Consider the following 17,043-nt stretch of genomic DNA (forward strand, 5'->3'; position numbering starts at 1 on the left):
TGATTATCAAACCAACCATAGAATACTTTGTCTTTTGCATCATCAACCGGTACTGGAACGCCCCAAGAGATATCACGTGTGATATCCCAATCGATAAGACCAGATTTAATCCAGTTTTGAACATATTTTTTTACATCTTTTTGTAGATTTTCGTTTTCATCTAACCATTTGTAAAGAGCATCACCAAAATTTTTTAGTTTAAAAAAGAAATGAGTTGTTTTTTCTTTGGTAGGTGTTTGTCCACAAATAGAACACTTGGGGTCAGAGATTTCTTCTGGAACACGTCCACAACTCTCACACAGATCAGAGTATTGATCAATAGCATTACAATAAGGACAGACACCTTTAACATATCTATCAGGAAGAAATTTTTTATCATTGTTACAATAAAACTGAATAATTTCTTTTTCGTAAATATGCCCAGCATTGTTTAGTTTTTTAAATACATCTTGAACAAAAGCAATGTTTTCTGAAGAACTTGTTTTGTAGAAAAAATCAAAATCAATTCCAAATGCAGTAAAATCATCATAATCACGTTTATTCCAATGTGCAACATATTCAGAAGGAGTCTTTCCTTCCTTTTCAGACTGTATCAGAATAGGAGTTCCAAAGTCATCAGATGCACAAAAATAGTAGGCTTCTACGCCTTTTAATTTTAGAAATCTTGTGGTAACATCAGCAGGTAAATATGTTGATGCAACATGCCCTAGATGGATTTCCCCATTTGCATAGGGTAGTGCGCTTGTAATGATTGCTTTGTTATTCATCAGTGATACTTTGAATCAGAATTGGAGTTAAGAAGTTTACCAACTTTGAGCATACTTTACTTGTTGTGGTGTGAGTTTATCTATTTTCACATCCATTGCTTTTAGAGCGTCAACTGCAACTTGTTTATCAATCTCTTCTGGAACATTGATAATTTTATTGCCAATTTTTGCATGATTTTTGAGAATATACAAAACAGATAAAATTTGATTAGAAAATGATTGCGCCATTACTTCTGGAGGGTGGCCTTCTGCTGCAACAAGATTTGCTAATCTTCCTTCACCAATAAGATAGACATACTTGCCATTTTTCAAAGTACATTCATCTAGATTTGGTCTAACTCGTCGTACAGATTTTGATTCCTTTAGTAAAAATTTACTATCAATTTCAACATCAAAGTGACCAACATTTCCCATTATAGCACCATTTTTCATTTGTAAAATGTGTTCTTTTCTAATTACACTAGTCATTCCAGTACATGTAATGAAAATATCACCTAATTTGCAAGCCTGTGCCATCGGCATTACTTCAAATCCATCCATGTGAGCTTCTAATGCCTTAACAGGATCAATCTCAGTTACAATTACTTTGGAACCCATTCCATGACATCTTGCTGCAACACCGCGTCCTACCCAACCGTAACCAACAACTACAACTCTCTTAGATGCCATAAGTAAATTCATTGCGCGTAAATATCCATCAATAGTACTTTGTCCAGTACCATATCGATTATCAAACATGTGTTTTGTATATGCTTCATTTACTAAAATTACAGGATAACGGAGTTTGCCTTGATTTTCAACTGCTCTTATTCTAGTTACACCTGCAGTTGTTTCTTCAGTTGCACCAAGTATTTTCATATTCTTGTATCTGTTATCAAAGTGTGCTTTTACATTCATGTCTGCTCCATCATCAGTCAAGATAGTTGGTTTATGATTCAACACTTGATCAATACACCAATCATACTCTTTTACAGATTGACCGTGCCATGCATAAACATGAATTCCTTGTGATGCCAAAAATGCAGCAATGTCATCTTGTGTTGTAAGTGGATTTCCTCCACAACATGCAACTGTTGCTCCAAGTTCTTTTGCACCCATTAAAAGAACAGATGTTTCCTTTGTTATATGCAGACAAAATCCCAAAGTGATTCCTTTAAGAGGTTTTGATTTTTTTAAACGGTTAATGGTATTATCTAAAATTTGCATATGAGATCGAGCCCATTCATAAGACAGTTTACCGTCTTGAACCAACTTCTTGCTCGTCTTTACCTTACTCAATGAATTTTGGCATCAGAAAGAGTATAAAATTCTATCATGCGAATCTAAATAAATGACAAAATTATAAAATCATCAATATGGCTTGGAAGAAAATTGCAGAAAAAACAGAGATTGCAGCTGGAAAAGGCAAGGCGTTTAAAATTGATGGAAAACAGGTTGCAATATTTAATCAGGACGGATATCATGCAATAGATGATCTTTGTGTTCATCAAGATGGCTCAATTGCACCAGGCAAACTAGAAGGAGATATTGTAGAATGCCCGCTGCACTTTTGGCATTATAATATCAAGACAGGAGAACTAAAAGACTATCTAAAAGATGTGAAATTGGCTACATATCCTGTAGAAGCTAGAAATGATGGAATTTACATAGACATTTAGATTTGTCTCATTCAATCGATAATTTTTAAATGATTACAAATTAGACATGATTGAACTTAAAAGGAATTGATTTTGATTTAATTCTGCCATAACTTTTATTCTTATGAATTATGAAAAGAATCTAATGAATCAAAAGATCATAGATGAAATCATTAATCAGGATTATACAAAGATCATAAATAAAATCGAAGAGTTTTTGGTACAACAACTTGAGAAAAGTAAATCAAATGGAGTGATTCTTGGTCTAAGTGGTGGCATAGACTCTGCGGTGGTAGCATACATTTGTAAGAGAATTCTCAAAGAGAAAACACTTGCAATAATAATGCCAGATACTCAAATTACACCAAGAACTGAAACAGAAGACGCAATGAAAATGATTTCACTTACAGGTTTAGAATACAAACTAGTCGACATCAAACCTATTGTAAATGAGTATTCAAACTATTTAGAACCAAATGAACGCGCGAAGGGAAATCTTAGGGCACGAATTAGAACAAATATCTTATACTATTATGCTAATATGAAAAACTACCTAGTACTAGGTTCAAGCGATAAAAGTGAGTATTTGATTGGATACTTTACAAAATATGGTGACGGAGCATCAGACATTGTTCCGATAATTTCATTATACAAATTACAAGTAAGAGAAATTGCCAAAGTTTTAGGCATACCGAAAAACATTATCGAAAAAAAGAGTAGCCCTCATCTATGGAAAGAACACGAGGCTGAAAAAGAGATAGGAGCACAATATGAGGAGATAGATTCTATACTTTATTGTATTTTTGAGAAAAAATTGTCTATTGAAAAAACAGCAGAAACATTACAAATTGAAAAACAATCTGTAGATAAAGTATACAAACTATATCTGGACAGCATGCACAAAAGAGAGATGCAACAAAGACCATTTGAAGATTAAAATGAAACTACAAGACACGTTAAGCGATTCAGAGCAACCATTAGATATTTCAAAAATGGTAAAAATCTACCTGTGTGGTGTAACAGTTTATGATGAATCACACATTGGTCATGCAAGAACAATAATTATTTTTGATGTACTAAGAAAATACCTAGAAAGTAAGGGAGTAGAGGTAAAGTTTATTCAGAATTTTACTGATGTAGACGATAAAATAATTAACCGTGCAAAATTAGAAAATACAACTGCTGAACAAATCAGTTCAAAATACATCGAAGGTTATTACAAAGATTTTGATGGACTGAACGTAAAACGAGCATCAAATTATCCAAAAGCTACTGAGCACATAAAGGATATTGAGAATTTCATTGAAAAACTGATTCAAAAAGATATTGCATATGTTTCAAAAAACGGAGTATATTTTTCAGTATCAAAGTTCTCTCAATATGGCAAGTTATCAAAAAAGAAGATAGATGAGCTACAATCTGGCGCAAGAATAGAAGTAGATGAAGCAAAAAAAGATCCACTAGACTTTGCGTTATGGAAATTCTCAGATGTAAAACCGGTTTGGGATAGTCCTTGGGGTAAAGGCAGGCCCGGGTGGCACATAGAATGCTCTGCCATGAGCATAAAATACCTTGGAGAAAATTTCGACATTCATGGTGGAGGTAGAGATCTAATATTTCCTCATCACGAAAATGAAATTGCACAGTCAGAATCTTTTACATCAAAACAATTTGCAAAAATCTGGATGCATGTAGGTATGGTCACAATTAACGGTGAGAAAATGTCAAAATCGCTTGGGAATATAAGAACGATAAAACATGTTTTGGAGAATTGGGGGCCAAACATCATCAGATTATTTTGTTTATCAGGGCATTATTCAAAACCTATAGACTATTCTGAAGAATTACTAAAAGAAAATCTAACAAAATGGCGTCAAGCTGAAATTTGTTACTATGAATTAATTCATGCAAACAATGAAAATCACAGTGAGATCAAATCAGTAATAGAAAAAATAAGCAAAGAATTTGATAGTGCATTAGAATCGGATTTGAACACACATTTAGCTTTATCAGCTTTTTTTAAACTTGTAAAAGAAGTCAACTATTTAGCAGCTGAAGAAAAATTAACTACAAACGATGCAAAAATAATCATTCCAGAATTTGAAAGAATGCTTAAAGTTTTAGGATTGGCAATACCAAAGATCACACTTGATGAAAAACAGGAAATTAACAATTTAATCAATTCAAGGGAACAATTAAGAAAAGAAAAAAAATTTCAAGATGCTGATAGAATTAGAGATAAACTTAATGAGATGAATATTGAATTAATTGATCATAAAGGTAAGACAATCTGGGTAAGAAAAGAAAAGATTAAAGCAGATCAATAGAGGTATCGAAAAAGTATCATTAACAATGAAAGACATGGGCATTAGAAGAATATCAAGAAAAGATCAGAACAAAAATATCTTCACATTTATACAAACAATCATACTTTTGAAATAGAAAGTTTAATTAAAATTTAGACTTTCTTGTAATGGCTGTAATTTAAAATGAAAAAAGTTAGATGAACGTGTATGTTTAATTCATACAAACTTATTGTTTTACATATATCTTAGGCATGAATGATATTGCAGACATCTAAAATTATTACAAAAATTCTAGAAATTAATCGCGTATTAGGTTTTAAAGAGTCATTTTTTATTTTAAACAGATATTCAAAGAATTTCACAAATGGGTGTTAAATTAATTGAAAATATCTCATAAATTAATTGTATCATATGTTTTAATTGGGATCATAGTTAGTACAGTTGCTTTTATTTCAATTGATTTTACAAAAAATACATTGGTAAAATCTGAAGGTGAAAAAACAATAAATTTTTCAAATGAAGTTGGAGGTAATCTCATTAACGATATTAAATATAGAGTTGATGAAATAAAGGAATTGAGTAAAAACCCAACAATAATTCAAGAAATTAAAAAGTCAAATTCTTTTTATGATTCTCTTCATGATATAAAATCAACAATAGAATCGAGAGATGAAATATGGAGAAATAATTTTTCTGAAGAGACAAATTTTATTAATGAAGTTATAAATAATCCGGCATCAGAGGCATTAAATCAAAAATTAAATTTCTATTTAAATGAACATGAAAACAAGATTTATGCTGAAATTTTTGTTACAAACTCTTATGGGGTAAACGTTGGGGAAACTGGAAAAACTTCAGATTATCTACAGAGTGACGAATCATGGTGGATAACAGCTAGGAATAATGGCATGCACATTAGTTCAATAAATTACGATCAAAGTTCAGGAGTGTATTCTTTAGATATTTCACAAAAAATTACAGACGATTCAGGTAATTTTATAGGAGTGATAAAAGCAGTGTATGATTCTAAAGAATTTTTGAACATACTAGTAAAAAGTAATGAGCATTTTGTTTCTGAAGATATTGATATTTATCTAATTGATGATAAAAAAAATATAATATACACAACATCAGACCATCCATTTTCAGCATTATTATTGGAAGGATTTACAAATAATGAATACGGGTTAATAGACAATGATTCAAGATTTGTATCAATCTCAGATAAAATAAAAATAAATTCAGATACTAACACGGGTTTAGCAATAGTAATTGAACAAGATCCTAAAAAGTTTTTTTCATCAATTAATTCCTTTATTTTCTTGATTTCAGTGTTATCTCTAGTTGTTACAATTGGAATAGTTTTACTAGGATTATTAATTTCAAGATCTATTGTTCTTCCCTTACGTGTATTATCAAAATCATCTGATGATTTGGCATCTGGAATTTTAGATCGCAGGATATCACTTGATACCGCCGATGAATTTGGCGAACTTGGAATTAAATTTGAGCGTATGCGTGTTCTATTAAAATCAAAAAACGAAGGACTTCAAGAGGAATTAAAAAAACGTTCCCAAAGACTACAAGATTATAAATCTGCAATAGACAAACACTCTCTAGTTTCAATTACGGATAAAAATGGGAATATCATATATGTTAATGAAAAATTTTGTGATGTTTCAAAATACAAAGCAGAGGAATTGATTGGCAAAAATCATCGAATTTTAAAATCTACTCATCACCCAAAAGAATTCTACAGTGGAATTTGGTCTGTAATCTCAAAAGGAGGGGTCTGGAGAGGGGACATTAAAAATATCGCAAAAGATGGTTCTCAATATTGGGTTAAAAGCATAATTGCGCCATTGTTAGACGATTATGGAGATATTGATGAATATATTGCCATCAGAACAGACATTACAGAACAGAAGAGAACTGAAGAACAGTTATCCACAGCGTTGGCCTCTCTTTCCCACAAGTCATCAGAATTAGAGAAAATAACAAATGCATTAGATGAATCGGCAATTGTAGCAATTACAGATAACCAAGGAAGGATTATTTCTGTAAATGACAAATTTTGTGAAATTTCAAAATATTCCAGAGAAGAGTTGATTGGGAAGAACCACAGATTGTTAAAATCAGAATTTCATTCTCATGAATTTTTCAAAAAACTTTGGGAGACAATATCTTCAGGAAAAGTATGGACTGGTGATATTAAGAATAAAGCAAAAGATGGAACTTATTATTGGGTTAAAACTTCGATAACACCTTTGTTGGGACACGACGGTAAACCGGAAAGGTACATTGCCATCAGAACAGACATTACAAAGCAGAAGAACACAGAAGAACAGTTATCCATATCTCTAGAAGAGAACAAAAAAGTTGACAAATTAAAAGAAGAGTTTATGACTATGATCTCACATGAATTAAAGACACCTCTTACACCAATAACACTTTGGGCAGGAGCTTTAAAGGATGAAAACATAATGGGCAAATTAAGTGAGGAGCAGCTTGAAGCAATAAACACTATTTCAAATGCGGCAGATGAGTTAACATGTCTAGTTGGAGATATTTTTGATTCATATAAACTAGATTTAAACCAGTTAAAATTCTCCCATAAAAAAATCGATGTTGATGAACTTATGAATAATGTGTATGAACAATCACAAAAAATATGTGAGAAAAAGGGAGTCATACTTGAAAATACATCGCAGAAAATGGACACTATGTATGGAGATGAAAAAAGAATCATTCAGATATTGAAAAACATGGTTAACAATTCAGTAGACTTTGTAAGTCCAAACGATGGGAAAATAATAATAAATGTTTCAGAAAAGGGTGACTCATTGATATTTTCTGTGCGTGATAACGGAATTGGAATATCAGAAGAAAATCAAAAACATGTCTTTAAAAAATTTTATCAGGTTGATACTTCAACCACAAGAGAACACGGTGGCTCAGGACTCGGTCTTTCAATTTGTCAAGGCTTAGTTATAGGTATGGGAGGAAATATTTGGTTTGAAAGTAAAATTGGAGAAGGAACTGTATTTTATTTTTCACTTCCAAAGAACAAACCACAGATAGAGTCTGAATTTCAAAAGGAATACCCAAATCCAAAAATTTCAATGCAGAATACACTAAATTAAAGATTCTAAAATTATAATAGAATTAGACAAACACATCATAGAAAAACTAGATTTGTATGATTTTTGATATAAAGGTTAGAATTAATGTAGATTCGATACTGTAGATTTGACATTATTCAATCCAGTTGTTTTCCCATTGTATAATGCATCAGAGACAGTTTTCATTAATATTATGTGGTTCATAGGTTTTGCAAGAAAAGAAATGGCACCAAGTTTGATCACGCGATTAATGTTTTCTTGGCTATCATCATAAGACGTAGTCACAATAATTTTTGTATTCTTGTCTTTTTTAATAATATATTTTAAAACATCAAATCCATCTACTTTAGGCATGTTCAGATCCAATAGAATCAAATCAGGCTCATACTGCTCATACATTTTTAGACCTTCAAGCCCATCTTTTGCAACATAAACACGAATCCATTTAGTAGTTCTTTTTATGACAAACTCACAAAACTCTCTAAATTTTTGGGCATCATCTATTATCAGAACTATTGGAAATTTTTTAGACACAGTTCATGTTTTGATTTAGTCAATTTATTTAATTGTTTAATTTTTTAATACAAACATCGAAGGAGATTTTAAAAATGTCAAATCAAGTTAGCGTGTTTAAAATGTGCACACATGGGAATATGACCAATCAAAGTACAGTCCAAATATGAGAATTTTACAAGTTGAAGATGCCCCAAAGATAACGGATGTTTTTTCAAAAATATTGACTATGAAAAAGCATGCATATAGTTATGAGCATGATCCCGAATTAGGGATAAAAAAAATTCAAAATGAAAATTTTGATTTAATTTTCCTGGATTTGACCATGCCTAAATTGAGTGGTTTTGACATACTCGAAGATTTAAAACAGAAAAATTTTGATACATCCAAGATAATTGTAATCACCGCATCCACTCTTTCTGATAAAGAACTGGACCAGCTAAAAGGATACAACATACATGAAATTATATTCAAACCTATTTCACTTCAAAAATTATTGAGTACAGTTGAAAATTTTTCAACTAAAACGATTCTAAATTAGTTCTACAGATGTCATCAACAAACTGTTTGTACATATTAAAAACACAATGTCAAATGAAGTATTTAACAGATAATCATGTAGTACTAAAATGTCAATAGATACAAAATTAAACAATGATTGTATCACATATAATGACAAGTTACAAGGGATTCACTTAGAACTTGAACTATTCAAAAGAACGAAGTTAACAGATAAGAGTATTATAGTAATTGAAAAAAGTCAAGTAATTTGTTTACAATTGACATCAATGTTAAAAAAAATTGGATTCAACAAAATTAAATTTTGCGAAAACACAGAGCAGGGACTACATATTTTTAAACAAATTCATGAAAATTACGAAGAAGCAATAATTTTTCTATCATTTATTTCAGATGATCCATCAATTATGAAAACTGTTTTATCGATACTGGATACAAATCCACACACTAAAATAATTTTATTAAAATCTCCTGAAGAAAACAATCTAACAAATAAAGCATTAGTGCAAGGAGCATACGATGTTTTAGAGATGCCTCTATCTATGCCAAAAATTACATCCATAATTGAAAAAATAAAACAGGAATATCCAGATGACAAAGAATATCAAACTCAAAGCATAATTCAAACATTATTATCTACAAGAAAAAATAGCAGTGTTTTAGAATTATCAGAACTAATAGGAACTAATTCTAAGGCAATAAAGGAATTTCTAGAGTTCTTAGAATCTAACAACAAAGCAAAAAATATTGGAAAAATAAAAATTATATCATGTACTAGTTGTAAATCAGTTTTAGTCGAACAACATTTTTTGTGTCCTAATTGTAATTTAGAGAAATTCTCACAAAAAGATTTGATTGAGCATTATTCTTGTGGCAATGTATCTTTAGAAAGTAAATATGAAAACGATATTTGTCCAAATTGTAAGAAAGAATTAACCGCTTTGGGTGTAGATTATAGAAAAATACAAGAATATTTTATTTGTGATGAATGTAATGAACAATTCGCAGAACCGAAATCAACATATTCGTGTAAAAAATGCAATACAGAATTTTCTTTAAACAAAGCAAAATTGATTGAAACTGAAAAGTTTTTGTTAATGAATGAATAAAAAATCAAAATTTGATACTAATTCAATTTCCTTACTAATATGCTCAATTCACTGAATCGATTGGAGTTAATTGAATTACAAAAATTATTACGATGGAGTCTAGGAAAATACAGATATTAAGTTAGGAAAACTAGTAGTTAGTCCAGTCTAATTAGTTGCATCTAATTTTCACATTGTTTAATAATTATTAAAAAGAAAATTATCCATGAATGCATGGAGCAAATTTTGGAATTGGTATGAAAATAAAATTTTAGGAAGCATAATAATAATTGCAATAATACAATTCATTCAGATTCCACATATGATTTGGAATGCAGATATGATGTTACAAGCAGGTGTGATATCAAGAGTACATCCAGCGATAGATTGGTTGTTGTATGGTGTGGATTTGATTGAAATTGTGTCAATTATCAATGTAGGAATGATAATGTTTAGCTTAATTAAAAAAAGAAGGGAAAAACAGGTCATAAACAGCACAAAACATGATTAGATTAACGCCAGTACAAATAGGAGAAGAGAAACAATCAAGCATGTCACTATTTTGTAAAAAATGTAACAGCAGAAGATTGCCAAAATGGGTTAAAGAGAAAAACGAGACAGACTGGCTCTGCGAAACTTGTGGAAATTATGTCGATAGTAAAAATAACATCGTAGGTCAATATACCAAATAATTACAAAATAGGCAAAAGGCGAGTTATTTTTTTGAAGCACTAACTAAAGATACAACATCTCTATCTCTTAGTTGATAATCTACAGGTAATCTTAGATTATATCTCAAATCTTTTCCATAAAGAAGTCCTTTAGTAAGATCAGTATGAATCTCTTTTGCGAGATCTGCAATGGTTGCTCCTGCTTTAAGCAATATCAAATCAGGCAGTATACGACCTTTTTTATCTGAAAGATTACTCTCATCAGCCACAGGGTAAATTGAATTCATCTTTAGAAGTTTGAATACTGCGACATTTATTGCAAATTGAACACCTGTTCTCATATATTCACCCATTATTCCTTTTTTTATGAAATCCAGTGCATTGATTTGTTTTTCATTAAGATCTTCAGATTTAATTATTTCAAATTGTTCAGAACCTGGAGAATATTTGATCAGTCCTTTTTGTTCAGCCCGCCTTAGACTGAATTCACTGTCACCACTAACAGGGATTACAATTGAATCATTATAACGTTCTCTTAGTCTAGCAAAATTTTTGTCTGCGCCTTCAACATCAATTTTATTTGCAACAATTAATGTCGGCTTTGAAATTTTTCTAAGATATGTTGCGAGTTTTTTTGTGTCAAACATATCAAGATTATCAAATTCTTTTTCTTCAAGACCAAGAGTAGTCAAGGCATCCTTTACATGTGTTTTATTGACACCTATGCCACGATACAAATCAGTAATGGCATCAATAATTCCAGAGCCATTTCGAATTAATTTTGAAACTTTATCTCGGTTTCCTTCCAAAATTTTATGATACCACATTGTTAGCTCCTCTTCAATGTCTGCAAAATCAGATATTGGATCACCACTTCCAACCTCGCTTATCTTACCAGAAGAATCTATTCCTCCAGATGCATCAACTACATGAAGTAGTGCATCAGATTGTGCCGCAATAGATAAGAATTGATTCCCCAAACCCTTACCTTTCCATGCATCTTTGATCAAACCAGGCAGATCAATCAGTTCAACTGGAATGTATCTCCAACCTTCAACGCATTTTGAATTATTTGGATTGTCTTGTATTTTGAATTCAGGATGAACGCATAACGTAATTGCATGTGCGATTCCAGAAACAGGTTTTTTAGTTGTAAATGGATAAGACGAAATCTCCTCAGAAGATAAGGTTGCAGCATTGTAAAAAGTAGTTTTTCCAGTATTTGTTTTACCTATTAACCCTAGTTTGATTGGCATGATTTTGTTGCACCTTAAGAATATTTATCTCTGCCTAGATTGAATCATGATTTTTTTCTCTAATTTTTTCAAGAGATTGGTGTAATTCTTTGATTGCCCACTCTATGTCATCTATATCTTTTTTTGATAGGTTGTTTTTCCATTTTTCTAGAACAGTATTAGCTATTTCAGAACAACTGTAAATAAGATTCCAGTAAGGGTGATGTTCTGCGGTTGCATATGCAAGCTCAGACATGTCATTTAATCCATTTTTAGCTCTTGCTAAAGCGGTTATATTTTCACCAAAAACTTTGACGATATTAAATTCTGGATCTTTTTCAACTTTTTAACGGAGTATTATTTTTCTCATGTTTACTTGCTAATTCAATTAAATCATTGTAAAAAGAATCAAAAGTCATACTTAGAAAAGTCTCTGATGTTCTGCTAGCATGCATCTATTAAATACAATTTTAATCCCATTTTTTCTTGCTAGTTCTTCGGCTTGTAAATTATGAATTCCCTCTTGTAGCCAAATAACTTTAGGTTTTTTCTTTATTGCCTCCTGTACTACTGGCAGTACAAGATCAGATGGTCTAAACACATCCAGTACATCAATATCTCCTTCAACATCTGAAATGGTATCATAGCATTTTTTGCCTAAAATTTCATCAGTGGTTGGATTAATTGGAACTATATCAAAACCATTTTCAGATAGATATTTTGGGACATAGTGTGCTGCCTTATAGTCATTTTTGGACATTCCAACTACTGCAACACGTTTTAGTGAAAGAATTTCTCGAATTTCATCATCCGTGTAAGAATCATGTTCCATTAATGTTCTAGATTAGTCGGGGAATATAATTTTTGAAAAAGAACGTTCCAACTAGTAAAAATCATATAAACATGATACAAATACAGTGAATCATAATTAGAAAAGCAGTGAATAAGTCAATTCTAGTTACAGGGGCAACAGGATTCATAGGTTCTAGATTAGTTAATTCATTGATAAAGAAAGATTATGATGTATCATCTTTAATTCGTAAAGGAAACAATGGGAATCAAAGGTCAAATATTATTTTTGGAGATTTAACAGATTCTACGCTAAACATTTCTAACATAGAATTTCAAAATGTTTTTCATTTGGCATCACATACACCTCTTGAGAGGAACAAAAAAATTTTAGAAAAAGTAAATGTAGAAGGAACAAAAAAATTATTTAATTGTATAAAAGATAAGACTAAATCATTTACATATATTTCAGGGCTTGGAGTATATGGGGAAACTTTAGACAAAATAGTAGATGAAACATTCCCACATGATCCAAATACAGATTTTGTAAAAATTAGATTAGAAGCTCAAAAATTTCTTGAAAAAAACTGTAAAGAATTGGGAATTAATTTTACAGTAGTGTACTTTGGTGATGTGTATGGTTCAGGAGGTTGGTTCTACGAGATGTTAGTAAAACGCCTTTTAAAAAATACTTTCAGAATGCCAAAGGGCGGAGAATATTACAAAGCATTCGTACATGTTGAAGATGCAGTAGGGAGCATGATATCGATTTTTGAAAAAAATCCATCAGGTGGAGAATACATCATAGCAGATAATTCATCTGTTAAATTCAAAGAATTTGTAGATTTTACCGCAGATAGTATTGGGCAAAACCATCCTGGAAGTATTCCTATGTTTATCGCAAAGGCGGTTCTTGGAGGAGATTTGATAAAACTACTAACCACATCAATGAAAGTATCAAACAAGAAAATATCACAAATATATGAATTCAAATTTCCATCATACCAGCAAGGTATACCAAACGTAATTTCAGAATTAAAAACAAATAATCTTCTGAATTAATCAATTGATAAATCAAAAATCGCAGAGTATTTTAATAATATTAAAAACTAGATTGTATGGAACCAACTCCAGATGAGCCAAAGGACGTAATTGTACTTGGAGCAATTAAAAAAGGAGCTAAGAAATTTGACAAAATACAAAAAATGGCTCAGATAGATCCAGAGGAACTTAATTCAATTCTTGAAAAGTTAGAAGAAAGAAAGCTAATAGAAGTTGAAGAAAAAAAGAGTTGGCTGGGTAAAAAAATCGAGATTAAGATTACTGAAAAAGGTTCAAAAGAAGTAGATGAGAGAATACATGAATTACAAGGAAAATGGGACCAAATGTCAATGTTATACAAAAGTGGAGATAAACAAAAATTAAAAGAATACATGGATGATAACAAATCAATCCTGCCCATGATGATGTTCTTTGGAATAATGGATATGATGATGTTCTCAATGATGTTTAGTATGATGGGTATGATGATGACAGATTATGTTCCAGCAGAAAGCATTCCAAGTGACATGGGTGGAGATGCTTCATCAGATGGGGGTTTTGATGGAGGCTCTGATGGTGGTGGATTTGACTTTGATGTTGGATTCTAAGTTAGATAGAGTCGATATTTTATACAAGATGTAAAAAACAAATAGAATTGATGTATAATTCGTACGACAGTCAAGGCTTAGTTAAAGTACTAACATTTCTAAAAGCACACAATACAGAATATCTCTCAGGTCAAGATTTGAGCGATGTGTTGAGAATCAGCAGAGTTGCAGTATGGAAACATATCAAAAAAAATAAGGGAGTTAGGTTACAAAATAGAATCAAAACAAAAGCTAGGATATCGACTAGAATCAAATACAGATGCATTATTACCTTGGGAGGTAACATCAGGATTAAAGACTAAGAAGTTTGGAAAGCGTGCATATTATTTTGAATCTATAGATTCAACACAGAATCAGGCAATGAAGATGGCATCAGATGTAGATGATGGAACAATAATAATTGCAGAAAAACAAACCAGTGGAAAGGGTAGATCTGGTAGAAAATGGGTTTCCCCAAAAGGAGGCATATGGTTTTCCATAATCATGCATCCAAAGTTTGACATATCAGCAATTACTTTATTTCCATTAGCTTCATCACTTGGATTATCATATGCAATAGAAAAAACACTTGGCATCAAATCAGAATTAAAGTGGCCAAATGACATAACAATCAAAGGAAAAAAAGTAGCAGGAATGTTAGTTGATGCATCAATAGAATCAAACAAGATTGAAAAATTAATCCTAGGGGTCGGAATCAATTTTAATGTAGATGTTAAACAAATTGAAAAAATTTTAAAAGACACAGAAAATTTTTACGGTGTTGCATCATTAAGTGAACAAAATAAATCAATTAGACCAATTTCATTGTTACAGTCATTTTTGATTGAGTTAGAGCAAGTCTATAATTTATTGAATTCAGGAGATTCTAAAAAAATTATCAGAGAATATACCAAAAGATCATCAACGATTGGTCAGAATATAGAATTAAACACTGACAATAGAAAGATCAAAGGGATTGCAATAAAAATTGATGATGATGGAGCATTGGTAGTATCAGAAAATAATAAAAACATACGAGTTACATCAGGGGACATCACGCATGTTTCAAAATAACTATAGTCGGAATTATTTTTTAGAGGGCTTTCTTTTAGAAATTTTCTTCTTTTTTGGCGTGGAAACTTTAGATTTTCCATCTGAAATCAATTTAGATTGTTCTTTTAATAGATTCTTGAGATCGTTTTGAATACCAAAAATAGTCTTGGTGATATCCTCTAATGAGTTTGAATATTGTTCATATGCAGATATTAGTTCAGATTGCTTTTCAGATACTTTGGTCAGATGCTCATTTGAGCGTAAAAGATTTGCAGATGTGATTAATTCAGGCATGTCTTGGATAGGGCCACCTAGTTGGTCTAGGTCCAATTTAATATCATAGATTTTTTTGCGTAGATCATTAATGACTTCGCCTAATCCCAATTCACTCATTCTAAAAAATGATATTTACTTATAGATTAAAGATTTGCTAAATGCAACAATTACAATTTAAAAATAAAAAAATGATAAAAAGGTAGTATCATTCATACAAAATAGAAATAAGATATAACCCAAATCGAGACGTTAATTTGTGATGAAATATGTTATTATGTGCATTCTTGTATTGTCGTTGAATATTATTCTAGTTCCAATTTTTGCTCAAACAGCAAATGATGTTCAAACCTTATTCAAACAGGCCAATCAAAATCTTTTGAATGGAAAATACAATGAAGCTATTTTAATTTATGATGATATTTTAGTAAAATTCCCAAATAACATATCTACGTTAAAAATGAAAGCGATTGCACTTAGTAATTTAGGAGAGCATGAAAAATCATTACTAGAATTCTTCAAAATCCTTCAATATCAACCAGATGATATTACTGCAATTACTGGAATGGGAGTTGGTTTTGGAAATTTAGGAGAGTATCAGGAGGCAAATCATTATTTTAATGAAGCAATAATGAAAAAACCAGACAGTGTTATAATTAAAAATTATAAAGAATTCACAGAAAAAGTAATTACAAAATATCCTTACGTTCCAACTAAAAAACCAATAGAATTAGAAAAACCAGCCAACATAATAATTCCAGATTGGGTTAAACCAATGGCAAAATGGTGGTCAGAAAGACAAATTGAAGATAAAGAATTCTCATCAGCGTTATTGTTTCTGATAGAAAATAAAATTATAGATATCCCAATTGTAGAAACGAAGTCAAATGAAGATACAATACCAGATTGGATTAGAAATAATGCATTATGGTGGTCAGAAGGTGCAATTAGCGATAAAGACTTTGTTGTAGGCATACAATACATGATGAAGAATGGAATTATAGGAATAGAAATTAAAAAATCACATGAAGATATTCAAAAAGAAAAAGAAGCAGAATTAAAGTTATTTGAGAAATACCTGCGGAATATTTCAAACAATATCATAGACGAAAAAAGATACATAGAATATCCAAATCCAAGTCAAGATGTAATAAAGAAATTTCTAAGAGATTATGTCAAATGGAATTTTGAAGGAGAGGTAAAAGTAGCATCAAATAGTTTCCCAAATCCAACATATGAAATTATAGATGATGAGTATGTTATACATTACAAAGTTTTTGTGAACGAACAACCATCGGGATTGCCATTAAATCATGTAAGTACATTACAAAATTCATTTTTGTTTTGGGAAAATCAAGAATTAAGCAGTAATGGGCATAAAGCCAAAGTTAAATTTGAAATCACCAATCAAAAAAGAGAAGCAAATGTTTGGGTCACATGGG

At 31.0% G+C, this 17,043-nt stretch carries 20 protein-coding genes; 13 read left to right on the forward strand and 7 right to left on the reverse strand.

The features are described 5' to 3' along the window. A partial coding sequence (locus BG20_RS06380) for a methionine--tRNA ligase (RefSeq protein ID WP_010192418.1) occupies window positions 1–767 on the reverse strand: 767 nt, incomplete at its 3' end. Window positions 768–803: 36 nt separating this feature from the next. Next, a complete protein-coding gene (locus BG20_RS06385) occupies window positions 804–2,045 on the reverse strand; it encodes an adenosylhomocysteinase (RefSeq protein ID WP_048097114.1) in 1,242 nt (413 codons plus the stop codon). Window positions 2,046–2,122: 77 nt separating this feature from the next. Between BG20_RS06385 and BG20_RS06390 the strand changes: the two genes are divergently transcribed. The 4 genes from BG20_RS06390 (at window position 2,123) to BG20_RS11640 (ending at window position 7,853) form a co-directional block, all read left to right on the forward strand. After that, window positions 2,123–2,425 (forward strand): Rieske (2Fe-2S) protein, encoded by a 303-nt coding sequence (locus tag BG20_RS06390; protein ID WP_010192420.1) that lies wholly within the window; start codon window positions 2,123–2,125, stop codon window positions 2,423–2,425. 124 nt (window positions 2,426–2,549) lie between these two features. After that, window positions 2,550–3,341: an NAD+ synthase gene (locus BG20_RS06395; protein WP_010192422.1), complete on the forward strand. Its 792-nt coding sequence runs from the start codon at window positions 2,550–2,552 to the stop codon at window positions 3,339–3,341. A gap of 1 nt (window position 3,342) precedes the next feature. Further along, window positions 3,343–4,731, forward strand: a complete 1,389-nt coding sequence (cysS, locus tag BG20_RS06400; RefSeq protein WP_048097115.1) for a cysteine--tRNA ligase — start codon at window positions 3,343–3,345, stop codon at window positions 4,729–4,731. 359 nt (window positions 4,732–5,090) lie between these two features. Further along, window positions 5,091–7,853, forward strand: a complete 2,763-nt coding sequence (locus BG20_RS11640; RefSeq protein ID WP_010192427.1) for a PAS domain S-box protein — start codon at window positions 5,091–5,093, stop codon at window positions 7,851–7,853. 81 nt (window positions 7,854–7,934) lie between these two features. Here the strand turns inward: BG20_RS11640 and BG20_RS06410 are convergent, their stop codons facing one another. Next, window positions 7,935–8,366 carry a response regulator transcription factor gene (locus BG20_RS06410; RefSeq protein ID WP_010192431.1) on the reverse strand — a complete coding sequence of 144 codons (432 nt, stop codon included), beginning with the start codon at window positions 8,364–8,366 and terminating at the stop codon, window positions 7,935–7,937. Between the two features lie 103 nt (window positions 8,367–8,469). On the opposite strand from BG20_RS06410, the gene BG20_RS06415 reads away from it, so the two are divergent. From BG20_RS06415 to BG20_RS06430, 4 genes are all read left to right on the forward strand, one after another. Next, window positions 8,470–8,886 carry a response regulator transcription factor gene (locus tag BG20_RS06415; RefSeq protein WP_010192433.1) on the forward strand — a complete coding sequence of 139 codons (417 nt, stop codon included), beginning with the start codon at window positions 8,470–8,472 and terminating at the stop codon, window positions 8,884–8,886. 88 nt (window positions 8,887–8,974) lie between these two features. Beyond that, window positions 8,975–9,973, forward strand: a complete 999-nt coding sequence (locus BG20_RS06420; protein ID WP_010192434.1) for a TackOD1 domain-containing metal-binding protein — start codon at window positions 8,975–8,977, stop codon at window positions 9,971–9,973. A 205-nt stretch (window positions 9,974–10,178) separates the two neighbouring features. Continuing rightward, complete coding sequence (locus BG20_RS06425) at window positions 10,179–10,463, forward strand: hypothetical protein (protein WP_010192436.1); 285 nt, start codon at window positions 10,179–10,181, stop codon at window positions 10,461–10,463. Continuing rightward, window positions 10,456–10,644: a hypothetical protein gene (locus BG20_RS06430; protein WP_010192442.1), complete on the forward strand. Its 189-nt coding sequence runs from the start codon at window positions 10,456–10,458 to the stop codon at window positions 10,642–10,644. Before BG20_RS06425 ends, BG20_RS06430 begins: the two co-directional genes overlap by 8 nt. A 23-nt stretch (window positions 10,645–10,667) precedes the next feature. Here BG20_RS06430 and BG20_RS06435 read toward each other — a convergent pair whose 3' ends face one another. The 3 genes from BG20_RS06435 to BG20_RS06445 all read right to left on the reverse strand — a co-directional run bounded on the left by BG20_RS06435 (window position 10,668) and on the right by BG20_RS06445 (window position 12,690). Then, window positions 10,668–11,879 carry a redox-regulated ATPase YchF gene (locus BG20_RS06435; RefSeq protein WP_010192444.1) on the reverse strand — a complete coding sequence of 404 codons (1,212 nt, stop codon included), beginning with the start codon at window positions 11,877–11,879 and terminating at the stop codon, window positions 10,668–10,670. A gap of 34 nt (window positions 11,880–11,913) precedes the next feature. Then, a complete protein-coding gene (locus BG20_RS13260; protein ID WP_010192446.1) occupies window positions 11,914–12,114 on the reverse strand; it encodes a hypothetical protein in 201 nt (66 codons plus the stop codon). 165 nt (window positions 12,115–12,279) lie between these two features. Further along, window positions 12,280–12,690 carry a CoA-binding protein gene (locus BG20_RS06445; RefSeq protein WP_010192448.1) on the reverse strand — a complete coding sequence of 137 codons (411 nt, stop codon included), beginning with the start codon at window positions 12,688–12,690 and terminating at the stop codon, window positions 12,280–12,282. A 107-nt stretch (window positions 12,691–12,797) separates the two neighbouring features. On the opposite strand from BG20_RS06445, the gene BG20_RS06450 reads away from it, so the two are divergent. From BG20_RS06450 to BG20_RS06460, 4 genes are read left to right on the forward strand one after another with little or no spacing between them, the layout of a single operon-like run. Continuing rightward, window positions 12,798–13,709 carry an NAD-dependent epimerase/dehydratase family protein gene (locus BG20_RS06450; RefSeq protein WP_010192449.1) on the forward strand — a complete coding sequence of 304 codons (912 nt, stop codon included), beginning with the start codon at window positions 12,798–12,800 and terminating at the stop codon, window positions 13,707–13,709. A 56-nt stretch (window positions 13,710–13,765) separates the two neighbouring features. Beyond that, on the forward strand, window positions 13,766–14,296 hold the full coding sequence (locus BG20_RS06455) for a hypothetical protein (RefSeq protein ID WP_010192451.1): 531 nt from the start codon (window positions 13,766–13,768) through the stop codon (window positions 14,294–14,296). Window positions 14,297–14,346: 50 nt separating this feature from the next. After that, window positions 14,347–14,598: an HTH domain-containing protein gene (locus BG20_RS14000; RefSeq protein ID WP_420805932.1), complete on the forward strand. Its 252-nt coding sequence runs from the start codon at window positions 14,347–14,349 to the stop codon at window positions 14,596–14,598. Next, the gene (locus tag BG20_RS06460; protein ID WP_420805933.1) at window positions 14,510–15,349 is read left to right on the forward strand and encodes a biotin--[acetyl-CoA-carboxylase] ligase; all 840 of its coding nucleotides are present in this window, start codon (window positions 14,510–14,512) and stop codon (window positions 15,347–15,349) included. The genes BG20_RS14000 and BG20_RS06460 overlap by 89 nt, the downstream gene beginning before the upstream one ends. Before the next feature lie 12 nt (window positions 15,350–15,361). Here the strand turns inward: BG20_RS06460 and BG20_RS06465 are convergent, their stop codons facing one another. Then, window positions 15,362–15,721 (reverse strand): hypothetical protein, encoded by a 360-nt coding sequence (locus BG20_RS06465; RefSeq protein ID WP_048097116.1) that lies wholly within the window; start codon window positions 15,719–15,721, stop codon window positions 15,362–15,364. A gap of 178 nt (window positions 15,722–15,899) precedes the next feature. On the opposite strand from BG20_RS06465, the gene BG20_RS06470 reads away from it, so the two are divergent. Beyond that, window positions 15,900–17,043: tetratricopeptide repeat protein (locus tag BG20_RS06470; RefSeq protein WP_193353031.1), on the forward strand; the 1,144-nt coding region annotated here is incomplete at its 3' end.

The sequence above is a fragment of the Candidatus Nitrosarchaeum limnium BG20 genome, assembly GCF_000241145.1.
GTDB lineage: Archaea > Thermoproteota > Nitrososphaeria > Nitrososphaerales > Nitrosopumilaceae > Nitrosarchaeum > Nitrosarchaeum limnae.